General features: G+C 43.3%; 22 protein-coding genes and 3 pseudogenes. 15 read left to right on the plus strand and 10 right to left on the minus strand.

All coding sequences use genetic code 11. The features are described 5' to 3' along the window. Position 1: 1 nt before the first annotated feature. From J5O05_RS14475 to J5O05_RS14490, 5 genes are all read right to left on the minus strand, one after another. Positions 2–997 carry a GDP-mannose 4,6-dehydratase gene (locus J5O05_RS14475; RefSeq protein ID WP_208842692.1) on the minus strand — a complete coding sequence of 332 codons (996 nt, stop codon included), beginning with the start codon at positions 995–997 and terminating at the stop codon, positions 2–4. Continuing rightward, positions 990–1,598: an SIS domain-containing protein gene (locus J5O05_RS14480; RefSeq protein WP_208842693.1), complete on the minus strand. Its 609-nt coding sequence runs from the start codon at positions 1,596–1,598 to the stop codon at positions 990–992. Before J5O05_RS14480 ends, J5O05_RS14475 begins: the two co-directional genes overlap by 8 nt. Then, positions 1,595–2,113: an NAD-dependent epimerase/dehydratase family protein gene (locus tag J5O05_RS22540; protein ID WP_280117656.1), complete on the minus strand. Its 519-nt coding sequence runs from the start codon at positions 2,111–2,113 to the stop codon at positions 1,595–1,597. Before J5O05_RS22540 ends, J5O05_RS14480 begins: the two co-directional genes overlap by 4 nt. Next, positions 2,103–2,546, minus strand: a complete 444-nt coding sequence (locus J5O05_RS22545) for an NAD-dependent epimerase/dehydratase family protein (RefSeq protein WP_280117657.1) — start codon at positions 2,544–2,546, stop codon at positions 2,103–2,105. Before J5O05_RS22545 ends, J5O05_RS22540 begins: the two co-directional genes overlap by 11 nt. Before the next feature lie 68 nt (positions 2,547–2,614). Further along, positions 2,615–3,340 (minus strand): cytidylyltransferase domain-containing protein, encoded by a 726-nt coding sequence (locus tag J5O05_RS14490; protein ID WP_208842694.1) that lies wholly within the window; start codon positions 3,338–3,340, stop codon positions 2,615–2,617. 160 nt (positions 3,341–3,500) lie between these two features. On the opposite strand from J5O05_RS14490, the gene pseI reads away from it, so the two are divergent. Genes pseI through J5O05_RS22555 form a run of 5 tightly spaced genes read left to right on the plus strand, consistent with a single transcriptional unit; the run spans position 3,501 to position 7,867 of the window. Then, on the plus strand, positions 3,501–4,547 hold the full coding sequence (gene pseI, locus J5O05_RS14495) for a pseudaminic acid synthase (protein ID WP_208842695.1): 1,047 nt from the start codon (positions 3,501–3,503) through the stop codon (positions 4,545–4,547). Then, the gene (locus J5O05_RS14500) at positions 4,544–4,789 is read left to right on the plus strand and encodes an acyl carrier protein (protein ID WP_208842696.1); all 246 of its coding nucleotides are present in this window, start codon (positions 4,544–4,546) and stop codon (positions 4,787–4,789) included. Before pseI ends, J5O05_RS14500 begins: the two co-directional genes overlap by 4 nt. Beyond that, positions 4,786–6,360 carry a pseudaminic acid biosynthesis protein PseG gene (locus J5O05_RS14505; protein ID WP_208842697.1) on the plus strand — a complete coding sequence of 525 codons (1,575 nt, stop codon included), beginning with the start codon at positions 4,786–4,788 and terminating at the stop codon, positions 6,358–6,360. The genes J5O05_RS14500 and J5O05_RS14505 overlap by 4 nt, the downstream gene beginning before the upstream one ends. Continuing rightward, positions 6,357–6,617 (plus strand): AMP-binding protein, encoded by a 261-nt coding sequence (locus J5O05_RS22550; protein WP_280117658.1) that lies wholly within the window; start codon positions 6,357–6,359, stop codon positions 6,615–6,617. Before J5O05_RS14505 ends, J5O05_RS22550 begins: the two co-directional genes overlap by 4 nt. Then, the gene (locus J5O05_RS22555) at positions 6,596–7,867 is read left to right on the plus strand and encodes a class I adenylate-forming enzyme family protein (protein WP_280117659.1); all 1,272 of its coding nucleotides are present in this window, start codon (positions 6,596–6,598) and stop codon (positions 7,865–7,867) included. The genes J5O05_RS22550 and J5O05_RS22555 overlap by 22 nt, the downstream gene beginning before the upstream one ends. Positions 7,868–7,895: 28 nt before the next feature. Here J5O05_RS22555 and J5O05_RS21965 read toward each other — a convergent pair whose 3' ends face one another. The 4 genes from J5O05_RS21965 to pseB are packed head-to-tail and all read right to left on the minus strand — an operon-like array spanning position 7,896 to position 11,225. Next, positions 7,896–8,567: a Gfo/Idh/MocA family protein gene (locus tag J5O05_RS21965; RefSeq protein ID WP_244369644.1), complete on the minus strand. Its 672-nt coding sequence runs from the start codon at positions 8,565–8,567 to the stop codon at positions 7,896–7,898. A 10-nt stretch (positions 8,568–8,577) separates the two neighbouring features. Continuing rightward, a complete protein-coding gene (locus tag J5O05_RS21970) occupies positions 8,578–9,024 on the minus strand; it encodes a Gfo/Idh/MocA family protein (RefSeq protein ID WP_244369646.1) in 447 nt (148 codons plus the stop codon). Between the two features lie 33 nt (positions 9,025–9,057). Then, positions 9,058–10,227, minus strand: a complete 1,170-nt coding sequence (gene pseC, locus J5O05_RS14520) for a UDP-4-amino-4,6-dideoxy-N-acetyl-beta-L-altrosamine transaminase (protein ID WP_208842698.1) — start codon at positions 10,225–10,227, stop codon at positions 9,058–9,060. Next, entirely contained in the window at positions 10,224–11,225 is a 1,002-nt protein-coding gene (pseB, locus tag J5O05_RS14525; protein ID WP_208842699.1) for a UDP-N-acetylglucosamine 4,6-dehydratase (inverting), read from the minus strand. Before pseB ends, pseC begins: the two co-directional genes overlap by 4 nt. Before the next feature lie 213 nt (positions 11,226–11,438). Between pseB and J5O05_RS14530 the strand changes: the two are divergent. Both J5O05_RS14530 and J5O05_RS14535 read left to right on the plus strand, forming a co-directional pair. Beyond that, a pseudogene (locus J5O05_RS14530) lies at positions 11,439–12,230 on the plus strand (flagellin N-terminal helical domain-containing protein). A gap of 152 nt (positions 12,231–12,382) precedes the next feature. Further along, a complete protein-coding gene (locus J5O05_RS14535) occupies positions 12,383–13,837 on the plus strand; it encodes a sigma-54 interaction domain-containing protein (RefSeq protein ID WP_208842700.1) in 1,455 nt (484 codons plus the stop codon). A 218-nt stretch (positions 13,838–14,055) separates the two neighbouring features. Here the strand turns inward: J5O05_RS14535 and J5O05_RS14540 are convergent, their stop codons facing one another. Then, entirely contained in the window at positions 14,056–14,667 is a 612-nt protein-coding gene (locus tag J5O05_RS14540) for a DNA-3-methyladenine glycosylase I (protein WP_208842701.1), read from the minus strand. Between the two features lie 178 nt (positions 14,668–14,845). On the opposite strand from J5O05_RS14540, the gene J5O05_RS14545 reads away from it, so the two are divergent. From J5O05_RS14545 to fliJ, 8 genes and pseudogenes are all read left to right on the plus strand, one after another. After that, a complete protein-coding gene (locus tag J5O05_RS14545; protein ID WP_208842702.1) occupies positions 14,846–16,003 on the plus strand; it encodes a sensor histidine kinase in 1,158 nt (385 codons plus the stop codon). After that, entirely contained in the window at positions 16,000–17,427 is a 1,428-nt protein-coding gene (locus J5O05_RS14550; protein WP_208842703.1) for a sigma-54-dependent transcriptional regulator, read from the plus strand. Before J5O05_RS14545 ends, J5O05_RS14550 begins: the two co-directional genes overlap by 4 nt. Before the next feature lie 151 nt (positions 17,428–17,578). Continuing rightward, on the plus strand, positions 17,579–17,911 hold the full coding sequence (gene fliE / locus J5O05_RS14555) for a flagellar hook-basal body complex protein FliE (RefSeq protein ID WP_208842704.1): 333 nt from the start codon (positions 17,579–17,581) through the stop codon (positions 17,909–17,911). A gap of 64 nt (positions 17,912–17,975) precedes the next feature. Next, on the plus strand, positions 17,976–19,643 hold the full coding sequence (gene fliF / locus J5O05_RS14560; protein WP_244370009.1) for a flagellar basal-body MS-ring/collar protein FliF: 1,668 nt from the start codon (positions 17,976–17,978) through the stop codon (positions 19,641–19,643). Positions 19,644–19,646: 3 nt separating this feature from the next. Further along, positions 19,647–20,672: pseudogene (gene fliG / locus J5O05_RS14565) on the plus strand (flagellar motor switch protein FliG); the annotation flags it as partial. A 3-nt stretch (positions 20,673–20,675) separates the two neighbouring features. After that, positions 20,676–21,497 (plus strand): flagellar assembly protein FliH, encoded by an 822-nt coding sequence (fliH, locus tag J5O05_RS14570; RefSeq protein WP_208842706.1) that lies wholly within the window; start codon positions 20,676–20,678, stop codon positions 21,495–21,497. A gap of 20 nt (positions 21,498–21,517) precedes the next feature. After that, a pseudogene (gene fliI, locus J5O05_RS14575) lies at positions 21,518–22,853 on the plus strand (flagellar protein export ATPase FliI). After that, positions 22,853–23,299, plus strand: a complete 447-nt coding sequence (gene fliJ / locus J5O05_RS14580) for a flagellar export protein FliJ (RefSeq protein ID WP_208842707.1) — start codon at positions 22,853–22,855, stop codon at positions 23,297–23,299. Before fliI ends, fliJ begins: the two are co-directional and overlap by 1 nt. Positions 23,300–23,315: the final 16 nt, after the last annotated feature.

A 23,315-nucleotide genomic window follows, 5' to 3' on the forward strand; every position in this document is an offset into this window, starting at 1 on the left:
CTCAAGGCTTGTGAATATAGTCATGCGGTAGGTCTTTGAGTTGCGATAGAGAATTTCTCACCCATGCGATTGTTCTTTCAAGACCGTTTTCAAGTGTTATTTGGTCGTGCCAATTTAGCTCGTTGCAGAGTTTTTTTGCGTCTAATAAGTAGGCCGCATCTTTGCCAAGCCGATCTTCGGTCACTTCACAGACCTGCGAAAAGGGGACCTGTAGCATGTCACAGATGAGTTCTACCAAGGCACGAATGGAGATCATACGTTCGGTCGAAATATGGTAAATATCACCTAACGTACCATTTTGACCAATTTTTAATGTTGCATCTGAGACATCATCAATATGGATGAAAGAACGAGTAGAGTGGCCCCCGCCATGGAGAGGAAGCACTTTACCTAACAACGCGAACAAAATTGTGCGTGGGATTATGCGATACAGTTGTTGACCTTCACCGTATACATTGGCTGCGCGTGTAAAGAGTACTGGGAACTGATACACATCATAAAACGTGTGCAAACTCATATCTGCGGCTGCACGAGATACAGCGTAGGGCGTACTCGGATTATAATGCCGGCTTTCTGGTACTAAGCCTTCACAACTGCCATACACTTCAGGCGTAGAAATGTGAATGTATTTCTCAAAACTATCCAAATTTCTAAGGGCATTGTGAAGTTTAACCGTCGAAACACAATTAGTCATAAACCAATGTTCAGGATATGTCCAACTCTGGCCAACCATGCTTTGCGCAGCATAATTGTATACATGTTTAATTTTATGAGTTTTTATAAGATTGACGATGTCATCTAGGTGATGATTTAGGTCAAATTGATGAAAATGTAAATTGTTAGTTTTGGCGTGCCATTTATACGGCAGCATAGCCTCATGTGGTTCTTGCGAACGACTGACTGCAAATACTTTATGGTCAGTGTGGAGTAAGTGCGAACAAAAAGTAGCACCTGAAAAAGAGTTGCTCCCTAGGACTAATATGGGGGATTCAGACACGCGATAACTCCTTAAATAACGCTTTCATTAAGATGTGTCCAATAATGACTTGTGTGTCTTCAGAAATTTGCATATCGTTTATGTCAAAATGGAATGCTGAGTCGAGCATCGGTTTAGCTTTGCCACCTGAAAAGCCCAGAATGCCAACTGTGTGCATCCCAATTTGCTTTGCTTCGGAAATTGCGCGAATAATATTTTCAGAATTACCGCTGCCAGAAAGCACCATTAACACATCGTTTTTATGGCCTTTCACTTTCAACTGATGACTAAATATATTCTCATAGCCAATGTCATTGCCAAGACAAGTTAAGACTGAACTGTTGGCACTTAGTGCTTCGACCTTCAGCGCATTGCCTGATGGGCTAATCCCAAATGTAAAGTCATTTGCTAAATGAACGGCGTTGGCTGCAGAGCCTCCATTACCACACAGATACAGAGTGCCGCCAGCGCGTTTCATTTCAAGAAGTTGGTTGACTAACGCACGTACTCGACTGCTTTCTAGTTGCGTCAGCACTAAACTAAGGTTAGCGACATAGTCTTGAGTCAATGTTTCGATTGGACAACTAGTGGGGAGTTTAGCTAGTACGTTGTGTTTACTCATTTTAATACTTCCTGCTGCATCCATTTGAGATTGTAATAACGATCTTCATTTTTAAGATTTCCAGATTGATAAGCCGCTACTATTTCATCTATCGCTGATGCGACATTTTTAGTCGGTTTGAAACCTGTTGAAAGCAGTTTGTCAGAGTTAATACGATAACAACGAGGATCGTTCGATGGTGTAATAATAATTTCGCAAGGTACTTTTGCTTGGACCAATTTGGCGATATCTAAAATGGAAATGTTTTCAAAACCAGCATTAAAAACGCCAGATGTTTTTTCTGGATTTTCTAACATGAAGATATACAGGTCGGTGATGTCATCCATATGAATATTAGGCCGAACTTGTGCACCCCCAAAAACCGTAATCTTACCATTACACAAAGCTTGCATCGTCAACATATTGACAGAAACGTCTAAACGCATCCGTGGCGAAAGCCCGCAAACAGTCGCTGGTCTCACAATTTGTACTGCCATATCATTGCTGTAGCTGAGCAGTACACGCTCAGCAACCATTTTGGTCTTGTTGTACTCTGTGATGGGACTCTAACGTAAGATCTTCGGTAACGTGCTCTTCGTCTTTAATACCATAAACACTGCCAGAAGATGCATAGATAAACTGCTTTATGCCAGCTCGCTTTGCTTTGTCCGCTAACTGCATTGTAGCAAGTGCACTAACTTCCCAGGTAAGTTTTGGATCTAAATCACCGCACGGATCATTAGCGATTGAAGCTAAATGAATAATACTATCAACGCCCTCAAGCGGGACATCTGAGACCACACGTACATCGCCTTGCACAATTGTTAAATTTTCGTGCGGAGTCAGAAAATTACCGAACCATTGTGTGTCAAACGCAATGACTTTATAGCCTTTGGCGAGTAGTTTAGGGACTAAGATGGAGCCTTTGTAGCCAGTCGCACCCGTCACTAAAATTGTCTTTTTATTCATATTAATCACTTAAATTCAAAATTTTGCATTTTCGGTTAGCTTTATCAATATCTATGCCATTATTCGGTTTAGACAGATTTTTGCTCTACATGCTTATTTATATCGTACAGTTCAGGGTTTTTCTTTAGGGTGTTGACCAAGTCTTGGTAAGAAAAGTTTGTATGATTGCCCATTTTTGTATACACAGCGTTGATTGCATCGTAATCGGCAGGTTCATCGAGAGTAAGCCGATAGTGACTTAAATCTTCTTCTGCTGAAATGTTGTAGCAGACCATGTCCTGGAATTTGCTCATTCCCAGAGTAACATGTTCGCGATCTGCTGGATGCTGCGCAACCTCATGCGTTCTTTTTAAAGAAGGATATCGAAAGCCGCAACAATCTAATCCTCGCGGGAATCCAGAATGGGGGCCAACGCTTGCCATATCAACGGTAGTTTGTTCTAACTTTTTAATTACGTCCTGAGTTAAGTCGTAATCAATTAACGGGCAATCACTGGTCAGTCTTAAAATGATGGTTTCGTCGTCAGCACCAAAATGAGTGGCAGCTTCAAAGTAGCGGCTTAACACATCGTCGGTACTGCCTTGGTAAAATCGGATGTTTAAGCGTTGACATAGGTTAACGATAGGTTGCTCGGAGCCATCATTCGTTGTTGCTATGATAACGTGCGAAGCTAAATCTTTGAGGCGGTTGATCATTACTTCCAGCACCGTCACATCCAAAAGTGGTAGCATCACTTTGCCGGGCAATCGTGTCGAAGTCATACGGGCTTGTATGATGATTTGTAAGTTAGCCATGATAATGATTTATTATAATTTTTTGATGTTTTGACTATAACAGCCATGCGTTTTAAAAGACAGAATACCACATTCAAATTAATCTTTGAAAAAAAGCTAAAATTAGGCGCAATTTTTGCTAAAGTTCACTTAATAGTTTGTTTTATTGAGCAAAGGTAATATGAGTTCCTTTTCAAAAACGATAGAAATCTCAGGCCGTAAAGTCGGTCATGACCAACCGTGTTACATCATCGCAGAAATGTCAGCCAACCATGGCCAGTGCTTGAACAAAGCAAAAGAACTCGTTATAGCTGCAAAAGAAGCGGGTGCTGATGCGATAAAGCTGCAAACTTACCGTGCCGACACGCTCACCATGAAGTGCGATTTACCGCATTTTTATATTAACGAAGGGCCTTGGAAGGGCCAGTACCTTTATGACTTGTACGAAGGGGCTTACATGCCATGGGATTTTCATGCTGAGCTGTTCGAACTCGCAAACAACATTGGCATTACCTGTTTTTCTTCTCCTTTTGATGTGACTGCAGTTGAACTTTTGGCCGAATTAAATGCGCCAGCGTATAAAATCGCCTCGCCAGAGTTAATCGACCACGACCTTATTCGTGCGGTCGCGGCAACAGGAAAACCCGTTATTATGTCAACCGGTGGTGCAACGCTCGCGGAGATTGCTGAGGCCGTTAAAGTTGCCGAAGATGCTGGTGTCAAAGAGTTGGCTTTGATGAAATGCACCAGTACCTACCCAGCACCAGCCAACAGTATTAACCTTCGCACAATTCCTCATATGCAGGCCGCATTTGGGGTGCCAGTAGGGTTATCTGACCACACGCTCGGCAATGACGTCCCGCTGGCATCTGTTGCCGTTGGCGCTTGTATGATTGAAAAGCATTTTGTACTCAATAAAGAAGACGAAACCGCAGATAGCTTTTTCTCGATGACGCCCGATGAACTGAAAAACCTTGTGCATGGAGTTCGTCAGATAGAGCAAGCGTTAGGTACTGTGCATTACCCAAGCGAGTCTTCTAAGGCGCGCCGCTGTGTTTATGTGGTGAAAGACATTAAACAGGGAGAGCGATTAACTGCTGAACATTTACGTCAAATGCGCCCTGGTAGTGGTGAGATTCAGCCAAAAGAAATCCCACGTTTAATTGGTCGACAAGTTGCTAGGTCGATGCAAAGTGGTGAACAACTTAAGTGGACGGACTTGCAATGACCAATCCTATGAACTTTGAAGCATTTTTTCGAGACTTTTTTGAGCAGCGCGGTGTTATCCTTCCTGAGTGTTGGCAAGGGTATGATTTTGTGTCAGCTGGCGTACTTGATTCGTTTGAAATTCTTACCATGATAATGGCGATTGAGGTTGAATTGGGTGTTCAAGTGCCGGCAACACTCTTGGCCGATCCAAAAAATGCCACGCTGGGTGTGTTAGCAAACAGTATCGCGGAGATCGGGTGATTTTATTTCGCGTTGATACAACCTGTGGAATTGGTCATTTAATGCGTTGCAAGAGCCTCGCGCTGGCATTTTTACAGGAAGGCATTAACTCATCGTTTGTGATTGACCAAGGGTTTGAGAAGTTGGATTTGCTTTCGCCGTTTGAAAAATCGGTCTACACCGTGTCTAAGCGCTGTGAAATTGAAGACGCGAATTTTGTAGCCTCTTTAATCTATAATATTGGTTTTGTGCGCTACTGCGTAGTGGATAGTTATCGTCTTGGTATCGACTGGGAAAGCCAAGTTAAAAAAACGGGCATCGAACTCATAGCGCTAGATGATTTAGAGCGGATGCACGTAGCTGACTTTATCATAGATGCAAAATGGCAAGGCCCGCAAACTTTTGACCGTTATGCAAAATCAACGACCAGCAAAAAATTGCTTGGGCCAAGTTTTGCGTCATTACAGCAAGAATATCAACAGGCTTCCGTGTTAACTCGTCACAATTCTATTTTGTTTTCACTAGGTGGCGGCGGTGATTGGGATATTTTAACTGACGTGATTGAAGCGTTAGTCGCTAGCTCTGAACCATTGCCGTTTAGCATTGATGTCATTATTGGGCCAAAGGCCACTAATACTGAGCGCCTAAAAAAGCTCCATGAGCGTCATCACCAAATATCGTTGCACGAAGGCTTGCAGAGTGTTCAGCCCTTTTTCGCCCAGTGTGGGTTATTTGTTGGCGCGCTGGGCACGTCACTATATGAACTTGCAGCGTGTAATACGCCTGCAATCACCTTTTCGATAGCACCTAATCAACAGAATGACATTTTTGATTTAGAGGCATTGGGTCACTATTGTCATTTAGAGAGTATCGACAAAAGTGATGTGCACAAATTAGTTGCGCTGATAGAAACCTTGTACTCAAAAAGGGATCGGTTGACAAAACTAAGAAAGCAAGCTCAAGTCCCTGTGGACGGTCTTGGTGCATATCGTGTAAGAGATAGTATATTAGGCCTAGAGCGAGTCGAGCCTAATCTTACGCCTTCAAGTTTAGTTACGCCCCAGGCTTTGCAACTTACTGAACTCATTTCGCTTAGAGCTGTCGATGATGGGGACATTAACCATTATTTATGGGCGAGAAATCGACAAGATAACGCCTGGCGAATGACCATTACCGATAAAATAGAGCGGATTGATCACTATGGTTGGTGGTTTAAAAATCGGCGTGAGTCGTACGTTATGTATGACGAGAACGGAGTGTTACTCTATGTGTGGCATCAAAAGGTGGTTGATGCTGATCAAGAGTTCTTAATTGGCGGTTGGTTTGCTGCTTGCGAACGAGTGAACTTTACCCATGCGCAATTAATCCTTGAGTGGCAATTAACCGAGTGTAAACGTGCGTATCCGCAAGCAACTTGGCTTGCTGTAATCAACAAAGACAACCGATTTGTTAACCTGTTAAACCAGCGTGCAGGGTTTGTTTCGCTTCAACCTACTATGAAAGAATTTTCTGTAACTCAGCGTCTATTTCCAAATGCCAATGTTCAAGAATTTAATTTTGTAATGAAATCGCCTAAGGCGGACCAGCTATGATGACCATCTACGACCTTTTTAAATCACATGTTGACACAGAGCCACAAAAAGTGGCGGTAATCTATGAAGATAGTCAACTCAGTTATTTTGCGGTCAATGAGCAAGTTACAAACCTATGCGGTTACTTGCAGCATTTAGGGCTAACAGCTGGGCAACGCATTGCTTTGTTTGCCCCAAATGGGATTGAATACCCCATTATCTTGCTTGCGTGTGCACGTTTAGGGAACTCGGTGTCGTGCCTTTACCTATTAGTCTAAAAGGCGATGCGCTTATCACCGCGCTCAAATCGACACCCGTTGCTGCAGCTATCGCGTGGCCTACCGTGAGTAAAGTATTACTTGAAACGAATGTGGTTGAAAAGTCCTCAGTGATCACATTGCATAAAGCGGTGGCAGACGAAATCAGTTGGTCGCAAGTGATGAGTGGTGTTTGGCCTTTACAGGAAATTAAAGAAGTCGATGTTTCTTCGCCTTATATTTTGACGATGACATCGGGATCTACAGGGCAACCCAAGCCAATTACATTAAGCCAGCAATGCAAAATTAATCGAGCATTTTTGGCTACGATTCAATACTACCAACTTAATAAAACTGATAAGGTTTTAGTGGCAACGCCACTTTATCATTCGCTTGCACAGCGTGGTGTCTTGATGCCATTGATGCTGGGTGCAACGACAGTCATTTTACCTAAGTTTAATTTGCAGCAATGGGTTAAAGCGATATGGCTTCATAAAGTCTCGTTCTTATTTGCCGTTTCTGCCCAGTTAGAAAGCTTACTCAAAAACGATGTGGACATAGAGCAACTGGCTTCGATCCGTTGTTTGGTGTCCTCCTCAGCTGTACTGAATGCAGACTCAAAAAAACGTTTACTTGCAAAGCTTTCTTGCCAGTTTCATGAATGCTACGGTGCGTCTGAAGTTGGTGTAGTCACTGACTTTTCGATTACTACCGAGCCTGACAAAAATGGCAGTGTAGGCAAGCCTTTGCCTTTTGTAGACGTAAAAATTGTTGATGAACATCGTAAGCCAGTTGCGTCGCTGAGCGTGGGTGAAATTACTTGTAAAACATCGACGGCGTTTAGTGGCTATCTCAAACTTCCAGAAGCGACCGGTGCTGCGTATGACGACGAGGGTTACTTTTATACTGGCGATCTTGGTTATTTAGACAGCGACGGCTATCTGTACTACGTAGGGCGTAAAAAGGAAGTCATATCTTCGGGCGGGATAAACGTTTATCCTCAGGACATTGAGGCCGTCATTAAGAAGCACCCTAAGGTGATGGATTGCGTCGCGTTTGCGTGCCCTGAGCCGCAACTTGGTGAAGTTGTAAAAGTCGTATACGAGCAAGTGGACGATTCGGATATAACAAGAGAGCTTCGCCAAATCTGTTTGAATGAATTGACGGATTATCAGCAACCACGGATACTAGAACGCATTAGTGAATTAGACCGTAATCAAATGGGTAAAGTGCTTCGTAACGACGTTAAATTAAAGTATCAGCCTCACTAGGCTGATACTCCATTCTTGCTATTTGAGGTTATTTAATCCATTCACCTGTTTGGTTGGATATAGACGCTTTGTGAAACAGCTCTAGACCTCGTGTTGCGTGCTCCAACCCAAACACATATTCAGAATCAGTCGATTTACCGTCAAGATAATTACACAGGGACGCATGAATATCGGTATAGAGGTTTGCAAAGGCTTCAACAAAACCCGTCGGGTGGCCTGGTTTCATGCGATTGTAACGGAATTGATTAGCATATGAACATTGCCCAGCTCTATCGAGTATTTCTCGGCGGCCGTCATTGAATTGTAATTCCAGTTCATCAGGGTTCAACTGAAACCACATTGCGCTGCCTTGCGTACCAAAAATTCGGATCCGCAGGCCGTTCCGATTTCCTATCGCTGTTTTTGACATCCACATGCTACCAGTTATACCTTGCGGGTATTTAAGTAGCATGTGCACATCGTCAACTAGTCCGGTGTAAGTTGAGTGATTCGCAAATTGTGCACAGGTTTCAACGGGTTCAAGTTCAAGTAAATAGCTTGAAAGGTGATGCAGATGCACACCTAGGTCTAGGCAAATTGTGGGCACTTCGTAGTCTTTAAGACGCCAAGCTTGAGGCAAGCTCGGCTTTCCTGCGATATCTGGTGGCCTTTTAAAGCCTTCTTGTGGCATTTCTAAATGGATTTTTTGAATGTCACCCAATATACCGCGCTTAATAATATCTTTGAGTCTCTCGAACCATAGCGTAACCACTGTAATTAAAGGTTACCGCTAAAAAGTGCTTATTAGCGTCATACAACAGCTCTAGTTTTTTAGCTTCCGTAGGGCCTGATACAAGGGCTTTTTCACAGATCACAGGCATATAGAGTGAGAGTAATGTCTCAAGTACTTCAAAATGATGCGGTGTTGGGGTCAGGACCACAAAGGCGTCGACATTACCTTTCTCTTGTTCAATACAAGTTCGCCAATCATCATAAATTCGACTCGCGTCGACACCCCAAACTTCGCCAGTTTGTCGGTTTGACTCACTATGGCGACTAAAAGCCCCTGCAACGACATCAAATTTGTTATCGAGTTGAATCGCCGCAAAATGAACATATCCCACAGCGGAGTTTATTCCGCCTCCGATAAACGCGACTCGTAATTTTCTTATTGTCATAATTATTCTCCGATATCGTTATTTATCTGTTGGCTAGCAATATTCTTTAATCGCGTTATTGAGAGCTGATATCACATGTGTTTGTTGTTTCATTGTGAGTTCTGGATAGAGTGGTAGTGTAATAGCTTGTTGATAGTAAAGCTCCGCATTGGGATAGTCGCCTTTTTTAAAGCCAAGCTGTTGATAATAAGGTTGCAAATGAATTGGAATGTAATGCACGTGCGCAAAAACACCCTGCGCTCTAAGATAAGTAACTACTTTTGCGTGAGTATCGTGATTTAAATTTGGCAATCGAACCACAAAAAGGTGGAAAGCAGATAGCCTATCGTTTTTGACAGCAAGGGGAATGATGTCATTGCTTTGTTTCAATAGCTCAAGATAATTTTCTGCCATTTGGTTTCGTTTTGTGACGAACTCTTTGACGCGAGTAAGCTGAGAAATTCCCAGTGCCGCCTGCAAATCAGTTAAGCGATAATTAAAACCAAGTTCAATTTGTTGATAGTACCAAGGGCCGTGCGAGCTTTCGGTCATTTCTGATTCTAGATTGGTTACACCGTGGCTTCTTAAAAGCTGCATTTTACGAGCGAGTTTTTTGCAGTTTGTTGTCGCAATGCCACCTTCGGCTGAAGTCATAATCTTTACCGGATGAAAGCTAAACACCGTAATGTCGCTATAGGTGCAAGAACCAACCGAACTATCTAAATAAGTACCGCCAATCGCATGAGACGCGTCTTCAATGACTTTGAAGCCATATTGAACCGACAATGTGTGGAGTGTGTCCATATCACAGGGTTGGCCCGCAAAATGAACGGGAATGACTACTTTTGGTAGCGGTTGATTGGTCTGCTGTCGAGCCTTCAACTTTGCTTCTAGTGCGTTCAAGCACATATTTCCAGTTGACAGGTCGATATCAACAAAATCAATGGACGCGCCGCAGTACAAGGCACAATTAGCGGATGCAACAAATGAATTTGGTGAGGTCCACACTTCGTCAGCCTTTGTAACCCCTAGCGCTAAACACGCGATATGAAGTGCTGAGGTTGCACTGTTAACGGCAACTGCATGCTTAACATTTACATATTCAGCTACGGCTTGCTCAAATTCAGGGACTTTTGGTCCTTGCGTTAGCCAATCTGATTTTAGTACATCAACTACCGCTTTAATGTCCTCGTCACTAATTGACTGTTTGCCGTAAGGGATCATTTGAGCGCCTGCAGATTAAACTCTCGAATTTCGTCTATGGTTAAATAGTGAGGATTACTTAACGAGTTGTACTCAAAATTAGCGTCTACTAGCTGGCCCTGCTCACCAATGGCGTTCGAATCAAAATCGTTGGTTCTTGAACTAAACTTTATCCCCGGAGCAATGACAAAATGGTCATGGTATTCATAGGTATCAAAGCATAGATCAGCAGGACACATGACTTCGTGTAGCTTTTCACCAGGACGAATACCGATGACTTTTATTGGTAAATTAGGTGCCATCGCTTTGGCTAAATCGGTGATTTTGATTGAAGGAATCTTCGGCACAAAGATTTCGCCTCCTAGCATGCGCTCAAAGTTTTTAAGTACAAAATCAACACCTTGCTGCAAACTTATCCAAAAACGCGTCATGTCTTCATGAGTAATAGGAATATGGTCGCGACCTTCATCAATAAACTTTTGGAAAATAGGCACAACTGAACCGCGAGAGCATACAACATTACCGTAGCGCACGACTGAAAACGTGGTTTTATGGCCTCCTGCGATATTATTTGCCGCGACAAATAATTTATCTGATGCCAATTTGGTAGCACCGTAAAGATTGATGGGGTTTGCTGCCTTATCTGTAGAAAGAGCGATTACTTTGCTGACGTTGTTATCAAGAGCTGCTTCGATAACGTTTTCCGCACCATTGATATTGGTCTTAATACACTCCATTGGATTGTATTCGGCAGCGGGCACTTGCTTTAATGCTGCGGCATGAATGACATAATCCACACCCCGCATAGCTCGACGTAATCTGTCTTTGTCTCTGACATCACCAATAAAATAGCGCATACAAGGGGCGTCAAAGTCCTGTTGCATTTCAAATTGTTTAAGTTCATCACGAGAAAATACGATGATTTTTTTTGGTTTGTAGCGCTCAAGTAAGGTTTTTACGTACTTTTTGCCAAAGGAGCCTGTGCCACCGGTTATTAGTATTGTTTTATTATCAAACATAGTCTCGTTACTCTACATGATGCTTAGGTGATAAACGTGTCTTAAGCGTATTGATTAAGCAGAAGTATATATCACTCAACACTTTATACTAGTTATTCGTGATTTGCAGTATTTGTGCCAGCACAAATGCTGATAAAATGGCTTAAAAGTCGTGCTTTAGGTTGTTTTTTGCGCTATAGTTTAATGAGTTTTCACTAGCCGGATGGGGGCATGATGAAAATTCAAAACAATTCTTCAACATCGTTGTTAAATTCAATTGAGCAGAAACAAACAAAGCTCAACCAACAACTTGCTAATGGCAAGCGAATCAATTCTGCCGCGGATGACGCTGCGGGATTGCAAATAATCAATCGTTTAAATTCGCAGCAGGAAGGCTACAACCAAGCCTCTCGAAATGCTTATGATGGTATATCCTATTCACAAACTGCGGATTCAGCACTGTCGGGCGTGAATGACGCTGTTTCTCGTATTAGAGAGGCTCTCGATTCAAGCAGGTAACGGGAGCTCTCTCGGATACTGATAGACAAGCCTTGCAGGAAGAAGTCTCTCAGCTACAAACGCAAATTTCAGACACGTTTGAGAAAACCACCTTTGGTGGGGCTAAGTTGTTTTCTGGTGAATCGACCAGTTTTCAAGTAGGCGCGGATGCGGTTACTACGCAATCAGCCAATTTTACTGACGGTGGATTTGCTGCTGGTATTTTGAGTGTCGATATTTCCACACAGGCGGGCGCGCAATCAGCTATTACCACGGCCGACGATGTATCTAAGAATCTAGGCTCTGAGCGAGCGAAACTGGGTGCCTTCGAAAATACGCTGAGACTCGACGATTCGAGGCTTAGGAACGCAGGCAGAGAATATCGCGGCGAGTCAAAGCCGTATAGAAGATACCGACTATGCAAAAGCGATTACTGAAAAAACGGCGAATGATATTTTGTCTCAAGCCAGTATTGCACTGCGTGGGCAAGCAAACCAAAATGCGGCAAACGTATTGGGTTTGTTATAGTTTAATCCTTTTGTATTGATCTCGAACATACTAAGTGGCATTTTTTTGGCGATTATGTCAAAAACTTGCCACTTAGGCCTTGCATCCCCGCTGAAGTCCCTTACAATCGTATTTAATAAAAAGTTACAAATATCATTTGTGGTTTGTTAAAGATGATTTTGATAATAGATAATAATAACAATCGAGCTTCCGGTCTGTGTGCTTCCCTTACCTTTGTTGGGGAAAAAGTGCAGTTGGTTGAAGAAAACGCCTCTTTGCCACAAGTGAAAGATGATCAGGATGGCATCATCGTCATTCTTGGCGCACTTAATCGTGTCGATCATGAACAGTTAATCAAATCGAATCCAGCGGTTCCGTTTTTACTGATTGGCGAAACGCTACGGCCCCTTTTGAGTTTACCCAACGTTATTGGTTTAATGGCTGAGCCATTTAGCCATGAAGTTACAAATCAACTTTTGCATGATTGCCAGCAGTATGTTCGTCTAATGCCTGGCAAAGCAGATAAAAGTAATGCTAAAGCATTTGATGGATTAGTGGGTGAAACGCCAGCAGTGCAAAATGTACGTTTCTTGATCGAGCAGGTCTCTAAGACCGATGCAAACGTGCTTATTCTGGGTGAATCAGGCACAGGTAAAGAAGTCGTTGCGCGCAACGTACATTTATTGTCTCGCCGTCGTGAAGGACCATTTGTACCGGTAAACTGTGGCGCTATTCCTGGTGAACTTTTAGAAAGTGAATTATTCGGTCATGAGAAAGGTGCCTTCACGGGGGCAATTTCGGCTCGCAAAGGCCGTTTTGAATTGGCCCAAGGTGGTACCCTGTTTCTAGATGAAATTGGTGATATGCCACTGCAAATGCAAGTTAAATTATTACGAGTATTGCAAGAGCGCAGCTACGAGCGTGTTGGTGGTTCTAAATCCATTCAAGCCGATGTTCGCGTTATCGCGGCAACGCACCGTAATCTTGAAGACATGATTGAAAGCGGAAAATTCCGGGAAGATTTATACTATCGCCTTAATGTTTTTCCTATTGAAAACCCATCCTTATCTGAACGCGCAGACGATATAACTTTGCTTCTGAAAGAGCTGACGAGAAGAGTCAGTGAAATGAGTGGTACGAGTGTCAAGTTTACAGAGCGTGCCATCGAGAGTTTAAAAATTCACTCTTGGCCTGGCAATATTCGTGAATTGTCGAATTTGGTTGAGCGAATGGTGATTATGTTTCCTGATAAAGTGGTCGATGTATCCGATTTGCCCCGGAAATATCAGCACATTGAAGTTGAAGCATTTGAGCCAGAATACCCAGAGGAATTACTCGAGCGTAACGCCTTCATCGATATATTCAGCGATGGATTTAGTGATTACGATGTAGATGCTGTCGATGTGGATGAAGTTGAAGCATCCGCTTCAATCGGTGGTTACCCTGCAGATATGCTGCCTGATGAAGGTATTGATCTTAAAGAGTATTTAGCCGATTTGGAAATTAGCCTTATCACGCAAGCGCTTGAGAGATACGACTATGTTGTAGCGAGAGCCGCCGAAATTCTCGGTGTGCGCAGAACGACCCTTGTTGAAAAAATGAAAAAGTATAACTTGGGAAGGGATTAACATTCTCGGCTTGGGTCCTGTGTTTGAGTGCAGTTTGATAGCTGTATTCAAACACCCAGAAATATCAAATTCATGCGATTTTAATTTACTCTAATGTAACTACAGTATATTTTGTCGTTCGTTCAATCTATTAGACACGTTTCTTACTGATTTTTCTTATCCAGTGTTAAACACAGAGCAAAGCGAACGACGTTTAATGATGAAAAGCACGCTCTAAGCTACGACTTACTTTCTAGTTTTTGAAATTCGGCTTCATCATACCCTGAGATAACTTCAGACTTCTTAAAACAGTCATCATGGTGGTCATTTATCATGCCACATGCTTGCATATGGGCATAAACCGTTGTCGAACCCAGAAACTTGAAACCACGCTTCTTTAGATCTTTTGCAAAAGCATCACTCTCGTCGCTTGTCGCTTGATAATCGGTTTTAGATTTAATGGTGCGAACGAGAGGTCTGAAATTGACAAATTGCCATTGATAGCGTGCGAAACTACCGAACTCTTCCTGAACACGTTTAAATGCTTGTGCGTTATTGATTGTTGCGGCAATTTTGGCTTTATTACGAACGATACCCTCAAACGTGAGCAAACGTTCCACATCGGCATCGGTCATTTTGGCAACTTGGTCTACATCAAATTGACAAAATGCAGTGCGATAGCCTGAACGCTTTTTCAAAATAGTGTACCAACTAAGTCCTGCTTGGGCTGATTCAAGGGTAATGAATTCGAAGAGTTTATTATCTTCTAAAACCGGTATTCCCCATTCGTCGTCATGATAGGCCACATAATCTAGTTTGCTTTCGTCTACCCAGCCACAGCGTGTACACATGATTTTTCCTTACGTGTTTAATTTTGAAAATTGAGTGTAGCATTTGCTGTATAAAAATACAGTGTCATTTTTGTGGCGCAAAATTTATCTAATTAAAGCATTGAAAAATAATAAAAATAAATATGGCACGCTCTGTGCTTTATACCTGGTAAGTTCAATTTTATTGAAGAGCAACATCATGGCACTAGCGCAAGTAATGCAATCACAACTGGCTCACCTTGCAAACTACAATCCATGTTTATTGCAGGAGGCATACGTGGGAGAGCTGAGCGATCTTAGACAGCAAGCAAGCTGGCTCAGTCATTTGGTGGATACAATGCCTGCAGGCGTTGTTGTACTTGACGGCAGAGGCATGATTGCCAAAGCCAATCAAATCGCAATGGACATGTTAGGTGAACCACTAGAAGGCGAGAGATGGTTCTCAGTAATTCAGCGTTCATTCCGTCCACAGCAAGACGATGGACACGAAGTGTCGTTAAAAGATGGTCGCTTAATTAAATTGGATATTACAGCATTAGCACCAGAACCAGGCCAGTTGATTCTTATGACGGACTTGACTGAAACTCGTCGCTTGCAAGCAAGAATGGCACATATGCAACGATTAAGTGCGCTTGGAAAAATGGTCGCATCACTTGCTCATCAGGTTCGTACACCACTGTCTGCTGCAATGTTGTATGCAGCGAATCTTGGTTCAAACAATCTCGCAGAAGGTGCTCGCAGCCGTTTCCAAGAGAAGCTGATGTCGCGCTTAAAAGATTTAGAATCACAAGTAAATGACATGCTTTTGTTTGCAAAAAGCGGCGAACAAAACGTCGTTGAACCCGTATCTATGCAACAGTTGCTTAGCGAAGTAAAAGCAGGCTCAGATGCGATGGTCTCAATGAACGACAGTGAACTTGAGGTCGATTTACCTGACCCAGATATCGAAATTATGGGTAATAAGACGGCACTAGCAAGCGCGATTGGTAATCTTATTCACAACAGTATCCAAATTATTGGGCGTCAGGCAAAAGTCGTGTTAAAGGCGGCATTTGATACCGAAAGTCAAAATTTTGTCAGGATTTCAGTAACCGACAATGGACCTGGTGTTGATTTGGCTATCGCAGACAAATTGTTTGAACCGTTTTTTACAACGAAAAGCCAAGGTACGGGGCTTGGAACCGCGGTGGTAAGCAGCGTCGCGAATGCGCATCAAGGCAAAGTGCAAGTTCACAACACGGACGCTGGTGGCGCATGTTTTAGCATCGTCTTACCAATCCTGAATTCGGATTCTGCAGAAATAAATTCCGTTTCCGCTGAATCTGCACAACATGAAACGCTTAGGGAGGTTGTATGAACAACATGGTACTAGTCGTTGAAGACGATGCGGGATTGCGCGAAGCGCTTATTGATACACTGATGATTTCAGGTATTGAATGCGTAGAAGCGAACAGCGCCGAGTCCGCAATGTTATTACTAAAGCAGCATAAATTTTCTTTAGTGGTGAGTGATGTGCAAATGGGCGCAATGAGTGGCCTTGATTTACTTCGCAGCATAAAACTCAATTACCCTGATCTACCTGTTTTGATGATGACCGCGTATGCGACGATTGACGATGCGGTAGAAGCAATGCGGTTAGGTGCAATCGATTACATGGCTAAACCATTTGCACCAGAAGTGCTTTTGAACATGGTGAGCCGTTACCTACCTGAAAAGGAAAAAGAAACGGATGGGCCTGTTGTTGCGGACCCTAGTTCTTTGCAGTTGCTTGAGCTAGCAGCAAAAGTGGCTCGTTCAGACGCGAGTGTGATGGTTTTAGGCCCAAGTGGCTCAGGTAAAGAAGTACTCGCACGTTACATTCATGATAAATCGCCTCGCAGTGACGAAGCATTTGTAGCCATTAACTGCGCCGCGATTCCTGAAAACATGCTTGAAGCAACGTTGTTTGGCTATGAAAAAGGTGCATTTACGGGCGCAATTCAAGCCTGTCCAGGTAAATTTGAACAAGCGCAAAAAGGGACTATTTTGCTTGATGAAATTACCGAGATGGATCTAGCGCTGCAAGCGAAACTGTTGCGTGTATTGCAAGAACGTGAAGTAGAACGTCTTGGTGGTCGCAAGACGATAGAATTAGATGTGCGCGTATTAGCAACCAGTAACCGAGATTTAAAAGAAGCTGTTGCAGAAGGCAAATTCAGAGAAGACTTGTATTATCGACTAAATGTATTTCCACTCACTTGGAAACCGCTAAGTCAAAGACCTCTGGATATTGTTGTATTGGCTGAGCATTTAGTGGCGCGTCATTGTACAAAAGCAGGCCAAGTGATTCCAACGATGAGCGAAGCCGCAAAATATCGATTAATGCAACATTCTTGGCCCGGTAACGTCCGTGAATTGGATAACGTGGTGCAACGCGCGTTGATATTACATTCTCAAGGTCAAATTGAAGTCGGTGATATCTTCATTGAAAATTTTGAACCGAGTGAAGCCTTTGCTCAGTCTGATGCGAAAGTGATCAGCAGCACAGTAAATGAAACGGTTGCAGAGCCAACTCAAAGTATCGAACCTGTCTGGCAGTTGAATGTTGCAGATGATGAAAGTGATGAAGGCTTTAGTTATAAGGCTGAATTACAAGACACTGAGCATAAAATCATTCTCGATACGTTGACGCGTTTTCAAGGTAAACGCAAAGAAGTTGCGGATGCACTTGGTATCAGCCCACGTACTCTGCGCTACAAGCTGGCTAAAATGCGCGATCTCGGTTTGCCAGTCCCCGCTTAAGTTAAACAAAAAGCGAGCAAACGCTCGCTTTTTTGATCCCGTCAACGAATTGGCATACAATATTATCAAGTAACTGATTGAAAATTAGTTAATTTATTTTGGTATGAAAAATGCATTTATCACCTTAAGTAAATGTATCGAGGATACCAAAATGAATATTCACGCGACTTCGTTATTCCAAGAAATGCAGTCGATGGCGACGGAAGCTTCCAGAAACCGTGTAGAGTCGACTACAATTAAAACGGCTGCTCCTTCGTCAACAAATCAATTTGGTGACTTATTGGCAGATGCGATTAATACTGTTAATGGATTGCAAAAAGAGGCAAAATCCAAAGTAACAGCAATGGAAATGGGTGATCGCAGTGTATCATTAGCGGAAGTAATGATTGCGTCCCAAAAAGCATCTGTTGCGTTTGAAGCGACTGTCCAAGTGCGCAACAAATTAGTAGAGTCTTATAAAGAAATCATGAGCATGCCAGTTTAATTGGTAGTGGAGCAACATCGTGGCTACGAAGCAATCAACTGACCTAACGCTGACTGACGATTCTATGGAATCGGGCGCGGAAGGGGCTGAACAACAAGAGCAGAAGTCTGGCTATTTTGGTGCCTTAAGTGGCGTTGATATGCTGCGTCAAGTTACTTTGGTAATCGCGTTGGCGATTTGCTTGGCTATTGCAATTTTTATCATTATTTGGGCACGCCAACCGGACATGCGTCCATTAGGTAAATATCCAACTGAAGAACTTATTCAAACGCTTGATTTCCTTGACGCCCAAAAAATAGAGTATCAGCTTGAAGGCAACACAATTATGGTGCCGGAAACGGAATACCAAAGTATCAAGCTACAAATGTCGCGTGAAGGTCTGACTCAAGAGCCGAGTAATGGTACTGATATCTTAATGCAAGATATGGGCTTCGGCGTAAGTCAGCGTCTAGAGCGTGAGCGTCTTAAGCATTCTAGAGAACAACAACTAGCCCGCACAATTGAAGAACTACAAGATATTTCTCGTGCAAAGGTGTTGTTGGCTATTCCAAAAGAAAACGTCTTCGCGCGTATTGAAAAAAAGCCATCCGCAACGGTTGTGTTAACACTGCGTCGTGGTAAAACATTAAATAGCGAGGAAGTCGATTCCATCGTGGACATCATCGCCTCAGCGGTACAAGGACTTGAACCGTCCAAAGTCACCGTAACGGATCAAAATGGCAGACTGCTAAATTCAGGCTCTCAAGACTCCTTGTCTGCACGCTCGCGTAAAGAATTTGAAATTGAACGAAAACGAGAGCAAGAATACCTTGAAAAAATTGATGGTATTCTTATTCCGGTTGTTGGACTTGGTAATTACACTGCGCAAGTTGATTTAACGATGGATTTTAGCGCCGTTGAAGAGACTCAAAAACGTTACAACCCAGACCTTCCAGCAGTCCGCAGTGAAACAACATTCGAAGAAAACAACGTAGGCGGCATTGCTGCTGGTATTCCAGGGGCATTGACCAATCAACCGCCAGTGAACTCGAGCATTCCAGAAGTAGCGAACGGTGGAAACGGGTCAAGCAGTGCATCAAGTCGTTCGCAGAAAGAAGCGACACGAAACTATGAGCTTGATACGACGATTTCACATAAACGCCAGCAATCCGGTGTGATCCGCCGAGTAAGTGTGTCTGTTGCGGTAGATTACATTCCAACCCCCGGTGCGGATGGTAAAGCGACTTTAGCGCCGCGTTCTCAAGAAGAATTAACGAACATTCGCCGCCTACTGCAAGGTGGTATCGGATTTGACTTACAACGTGGTGATGCACTGGAAGTGGTCACTGTTCCATTCGTTCGTGAGGATTTAACCGAAGCTGCAGAATTGCCACTTTGGGAGCAAGAATGGTTCATCAAACTTGCTCGCCTAGGTGCAGGGGCGTTAGTCATTATTGTGTTAATCCTTGCGGTTGTCAGACCGATGCTGAAACGCCTAATTTACCCAGATGATACGTTGGAAGCGTACGATGAAGATGCTCTTACTGCTGGTGTAGACATTGGCGATAGTACTCTTGACTTACTTAATACGGAATTTGACGCATCAGCAGTTGGTTTCAATTCGGATGGTACATTACAGCTGCCTGATTTACATGGTGATGAAGATTTATTGAAAGCGGTTCGAGCACTGGTTGCAAATGAACCTGAACTCTCGTCTCAAGTAGTAAAAGCATGGTTGACTGAAGATGACTGATGAAGAAAAAAATTACCCGCAGGTTACGATGTCAATAAGCTCGACGGGGTTGATAAAGCGGCCATTCTGCTACTGAGTTTATCTGAAGAAGACGCAGCTCAGATTTTAAAACACTTAGAACCAAAGCAGGTGCAAAAAGTGGGTATGGCAATGGCGTCGCTTGATGATTTGTCACAAGCTAAAATTGCGGCTGTACATAACTTATTTATTGAACAGATCCAAAGCTTTAGTACGATTGGCTTCCAATCGGAAGAGTTTATTCGTAAAGCACTTACCGCTGCACTTGGTGAAGACAAGGCAGCAAGTCTTATCGATCAAATTGTCATGGGTTCAGGTGCAAAAGGCCTCGATTCATTGAAATGGATGGATTCCAAGCAGGTAGCGAACATTATTCGCAATGAACACCCGCAGATCCAAACCATTGTTTTATCTTATTTAGAACCTGAACAATCTGCAGAGATTTTATCTCAATTCCCTGAAAAGGTTCGCTTAGACTTGATGATGCGTATCGCGAACTTAGAAGAGGTTCAACCTGCTGCACTTCAAGAACTTAACGAAATTATGGAGAAGCAGTTCGCGGGTCAAGCCGGTGCTCAAGCGGCGAAAATGGGTGGCTTGAAAGCCGCCGCGGACATCATGAACTATTTGGATACGAACGTAGAAGGTCAGCTTATGGATTCAATTCGTGAGCACGATGAAGAAATGTCGCAGCAAATCCAAGATCTTATGTTCGTATTTGAGAACCTATTGGATGTTGAAGACCGAGGAATTCAAGCTATCCTGCGTGAAGTCCAGCAAGACGTACTGATGAAAGCAATGAAAGGTGCTGACGATTCACTTAAAGAGAAAATTCTTAAGAATATGTCAAAGCGTGCGGCTGAGATGTTGGCAGATGATCTTGAAGCAATGCCTCCAGTTCGTATCAGTGAAGTTGAAGCTGCGCAGAAAGAAATCCTCTCTACAGCACGTCGCTTGGCTGACTCGGGTGAGATCATGCTTGGCGGTGGCGGCGGTGAGGAGTTCCTATAATCCATGGCTGATCCAAAAATGTACCGCGGCAAACCAATTCATTTAGATGAATCTGTAGAAGAACTTCTAAAGAACTGGCCGATACCAGATGTGTCTCGAGATGAGAGAAAATTGCGTGGGCGTTCTACGGCCATGGGTACGCCACTTGAAGAAATATACAGAAAAAAAGAACACCTTCAAGATGAAGTGATAGAAACGCCTGAAGAACCTGACTTTCCAAAACTAACCTTGGAAGAGCTTGAGCAAATTCGCCAAGATGCTTTTGACGAAGGTATAAAGCAGGGCCACGAGCAAGGTTACATTGACGGTTTCGATAAAGGCGTTAGTGAAGGAAAAGAAGCGGGTTATAAAGAAGGTTTAGAGCTTGGGCGAACGCAAGGTTTCGAGGAAACGAAGCCTCTGATAGAAGAAAAACTCGGTATGCTTGGTCAAATCTTTGACGCAATGCAATCTCCTTTAGAGCGTATTGATGAACAGGCTGAGAAACAAGTTGTTGCTTTGGCGGCGTCTTTGGCGGAAGCCGTTATTTTTAAACAGCTTTCGCTGGATCCTACGCTTATTCTGCAAGCGCTAAAAAAGGCGATGGATGCATTACCGCTGAATGAAGCGAAAGTCAGAATTCACTTAAATCCTGAAGACTTAGAGTTAGTTAAAGACAGTTATGGTGAAAATGCTATTGCGGACAGAGGCTGGCATTTAATCCCTGAACCCACCTTAGAACGTGGAGGTTGTGAGGTAAAAACCGCTCAATCCTCTATTGATATGACAGTTAAAAACCGTATCCGTGAAATATTGGACACATTTTTGCATGATAGTGGTATCTAGATTACCAATGTCATGCATCAATGAGTGAAATCGAATCGCCAGTCGCAAAGCGGCTGAGTAAATATCACAAATTTATTAAACCCTATGCCGTCGCTGTTGCTGGTAGCTTAACGCGTGTAGTGGGAACTCACTCTTGAAGCGAAGGGTCTTAGTGCTCCTGTAGGTAGTCAGTGCAAAATTGAAACGGCACGTGGATTTATCGATGCAGAAGTAGTCGGTTTTAACGATGATACTTTGTACTTAATGCCGAATGATCACATTTCGGGTGTGTTACCTGAAGCTCGAGTTATTCCCAAATTGCATGACGCAGGCCTTCCTGTAGGTATGGGACTGCTTGGTCGTGTTGTCGATGGGCTAGGTCGCCCGCTTGATGGACTTGGTGCCATTGATGCAGAAACGCACCTTAAGTTTGCCGCTGAACCAATTAATCCATTAGCAAGACGTCCAATCGATGCCCCTATGGATGTTGGCGTGCGAGCAATTAACAGCATTATTACGGTTGGCCAAGGCCAACGTATGGGATTGTTTGCAGGGAGTGGTGTTGGTAAATCCGTTCTACTAGGCATGATGACTCGTGGTAGTGAAGCGGATGTGATCGTGGTTGGTTTGGTCGGTGAGCGTGGCCGTGAAGTTAAAGAGTTTATCGAAGAAATTCTCGGCGTTGAGGGCCGTAAACGTTCCGTTGTGGTTGCGGCACCCGCTGATGCATCCCCGTTAATGCGTTTAAAAGGTTGTGAGAGTGCGGTAACGATTGCTGAGTACTTCCGCGACCAAGGATTAAATGTTTTGCTTCTACTTGACTCTGTGACGCGATACGCAATGGCCCAACGTGAAATTGCGCTCGCCGTCGGTGAACCTCCTGCAACCAAAGGATACCCACCATCAGTATTTGCGAAACTTCCTGCTCTGGTTGAGCGGGCTGGTAATGGGGGAGAAGGACAGGGATCTATCACCGCTTTCTTTACCGTACTAAGTGAAGGGGATGACTTGCAAGACCCAATTGCGGACGCGGCTCGTGCTATTTTGGACGGTCATATTGTTTTGTCACGTGAATTGGCGGACAGTGGTCATTATCCAGCCATTGATATCGAAAAATCGATAAGTCGTGTAATGCCACAAGTCGTGTCGGAAAGTCACATGTTGCAGGCTCGCACGGTAAAACAGATTTATTCCCTCTATCAGCAAAACAGAGACATGGTGACACTCGGTGCTTATCAACGAGGTAGTGATCCTGCTTTGGACCAAGCAATTAATATGATGCCTGCGGTAAAACACTTTTTGCAACAAGGCATGAAGGACGTTATTACTTACGATGACTGCTTGCAAGGGCTTGCACAATTATTAGGACAACGCTAATGGCTAATAACAAACTAGATCTATTGTATAAGCTTGAAAGTGAGAAAGAAGAAACGCTTCGCAAGACGTTTTTACAAGCACAGCGTTATTTTCAAGACAATCAACAAAAAATGAATGGCTTGAGTCAATTTCGTTTGGAATACATGCAGCAGTTGCATGTGAAAGCCCAAAATGGCTTAACGAGCAATACGTTTCGTCAATACCACTCCTTTATTAATAAAATCGAAGAAGCGGTTAGCCAGCAAGCCAAAGTGGTGAATACCGCAAAACAAGTAGTTGAACAACGACGGAAATTATGGATTCAGCAACAGGCAAAAGCCAAAGCCATTGCGAAGTTAATTGAAAAGCAACAGCTTGCAATTAAACAAAAGCAGGACAAAGCAGAACAAAAAATGTTGGACGAATTTGCCACTATTCAGTTTTTCCAACGACGCCAAGCAGTGTAATTGGCATTTAACTTGC

The sequence above is a fragment of the Pseudoalteromonas xiamenensis genome (assembly GCF_017638925.1).
Lineage (GTDB): Bacteria > Pseudomonadota > Gammaproteobacteria > Enterobacterales > Alteromonadaceae > Pseudoalteromonas > Pseudoalteromonas xiamenensis.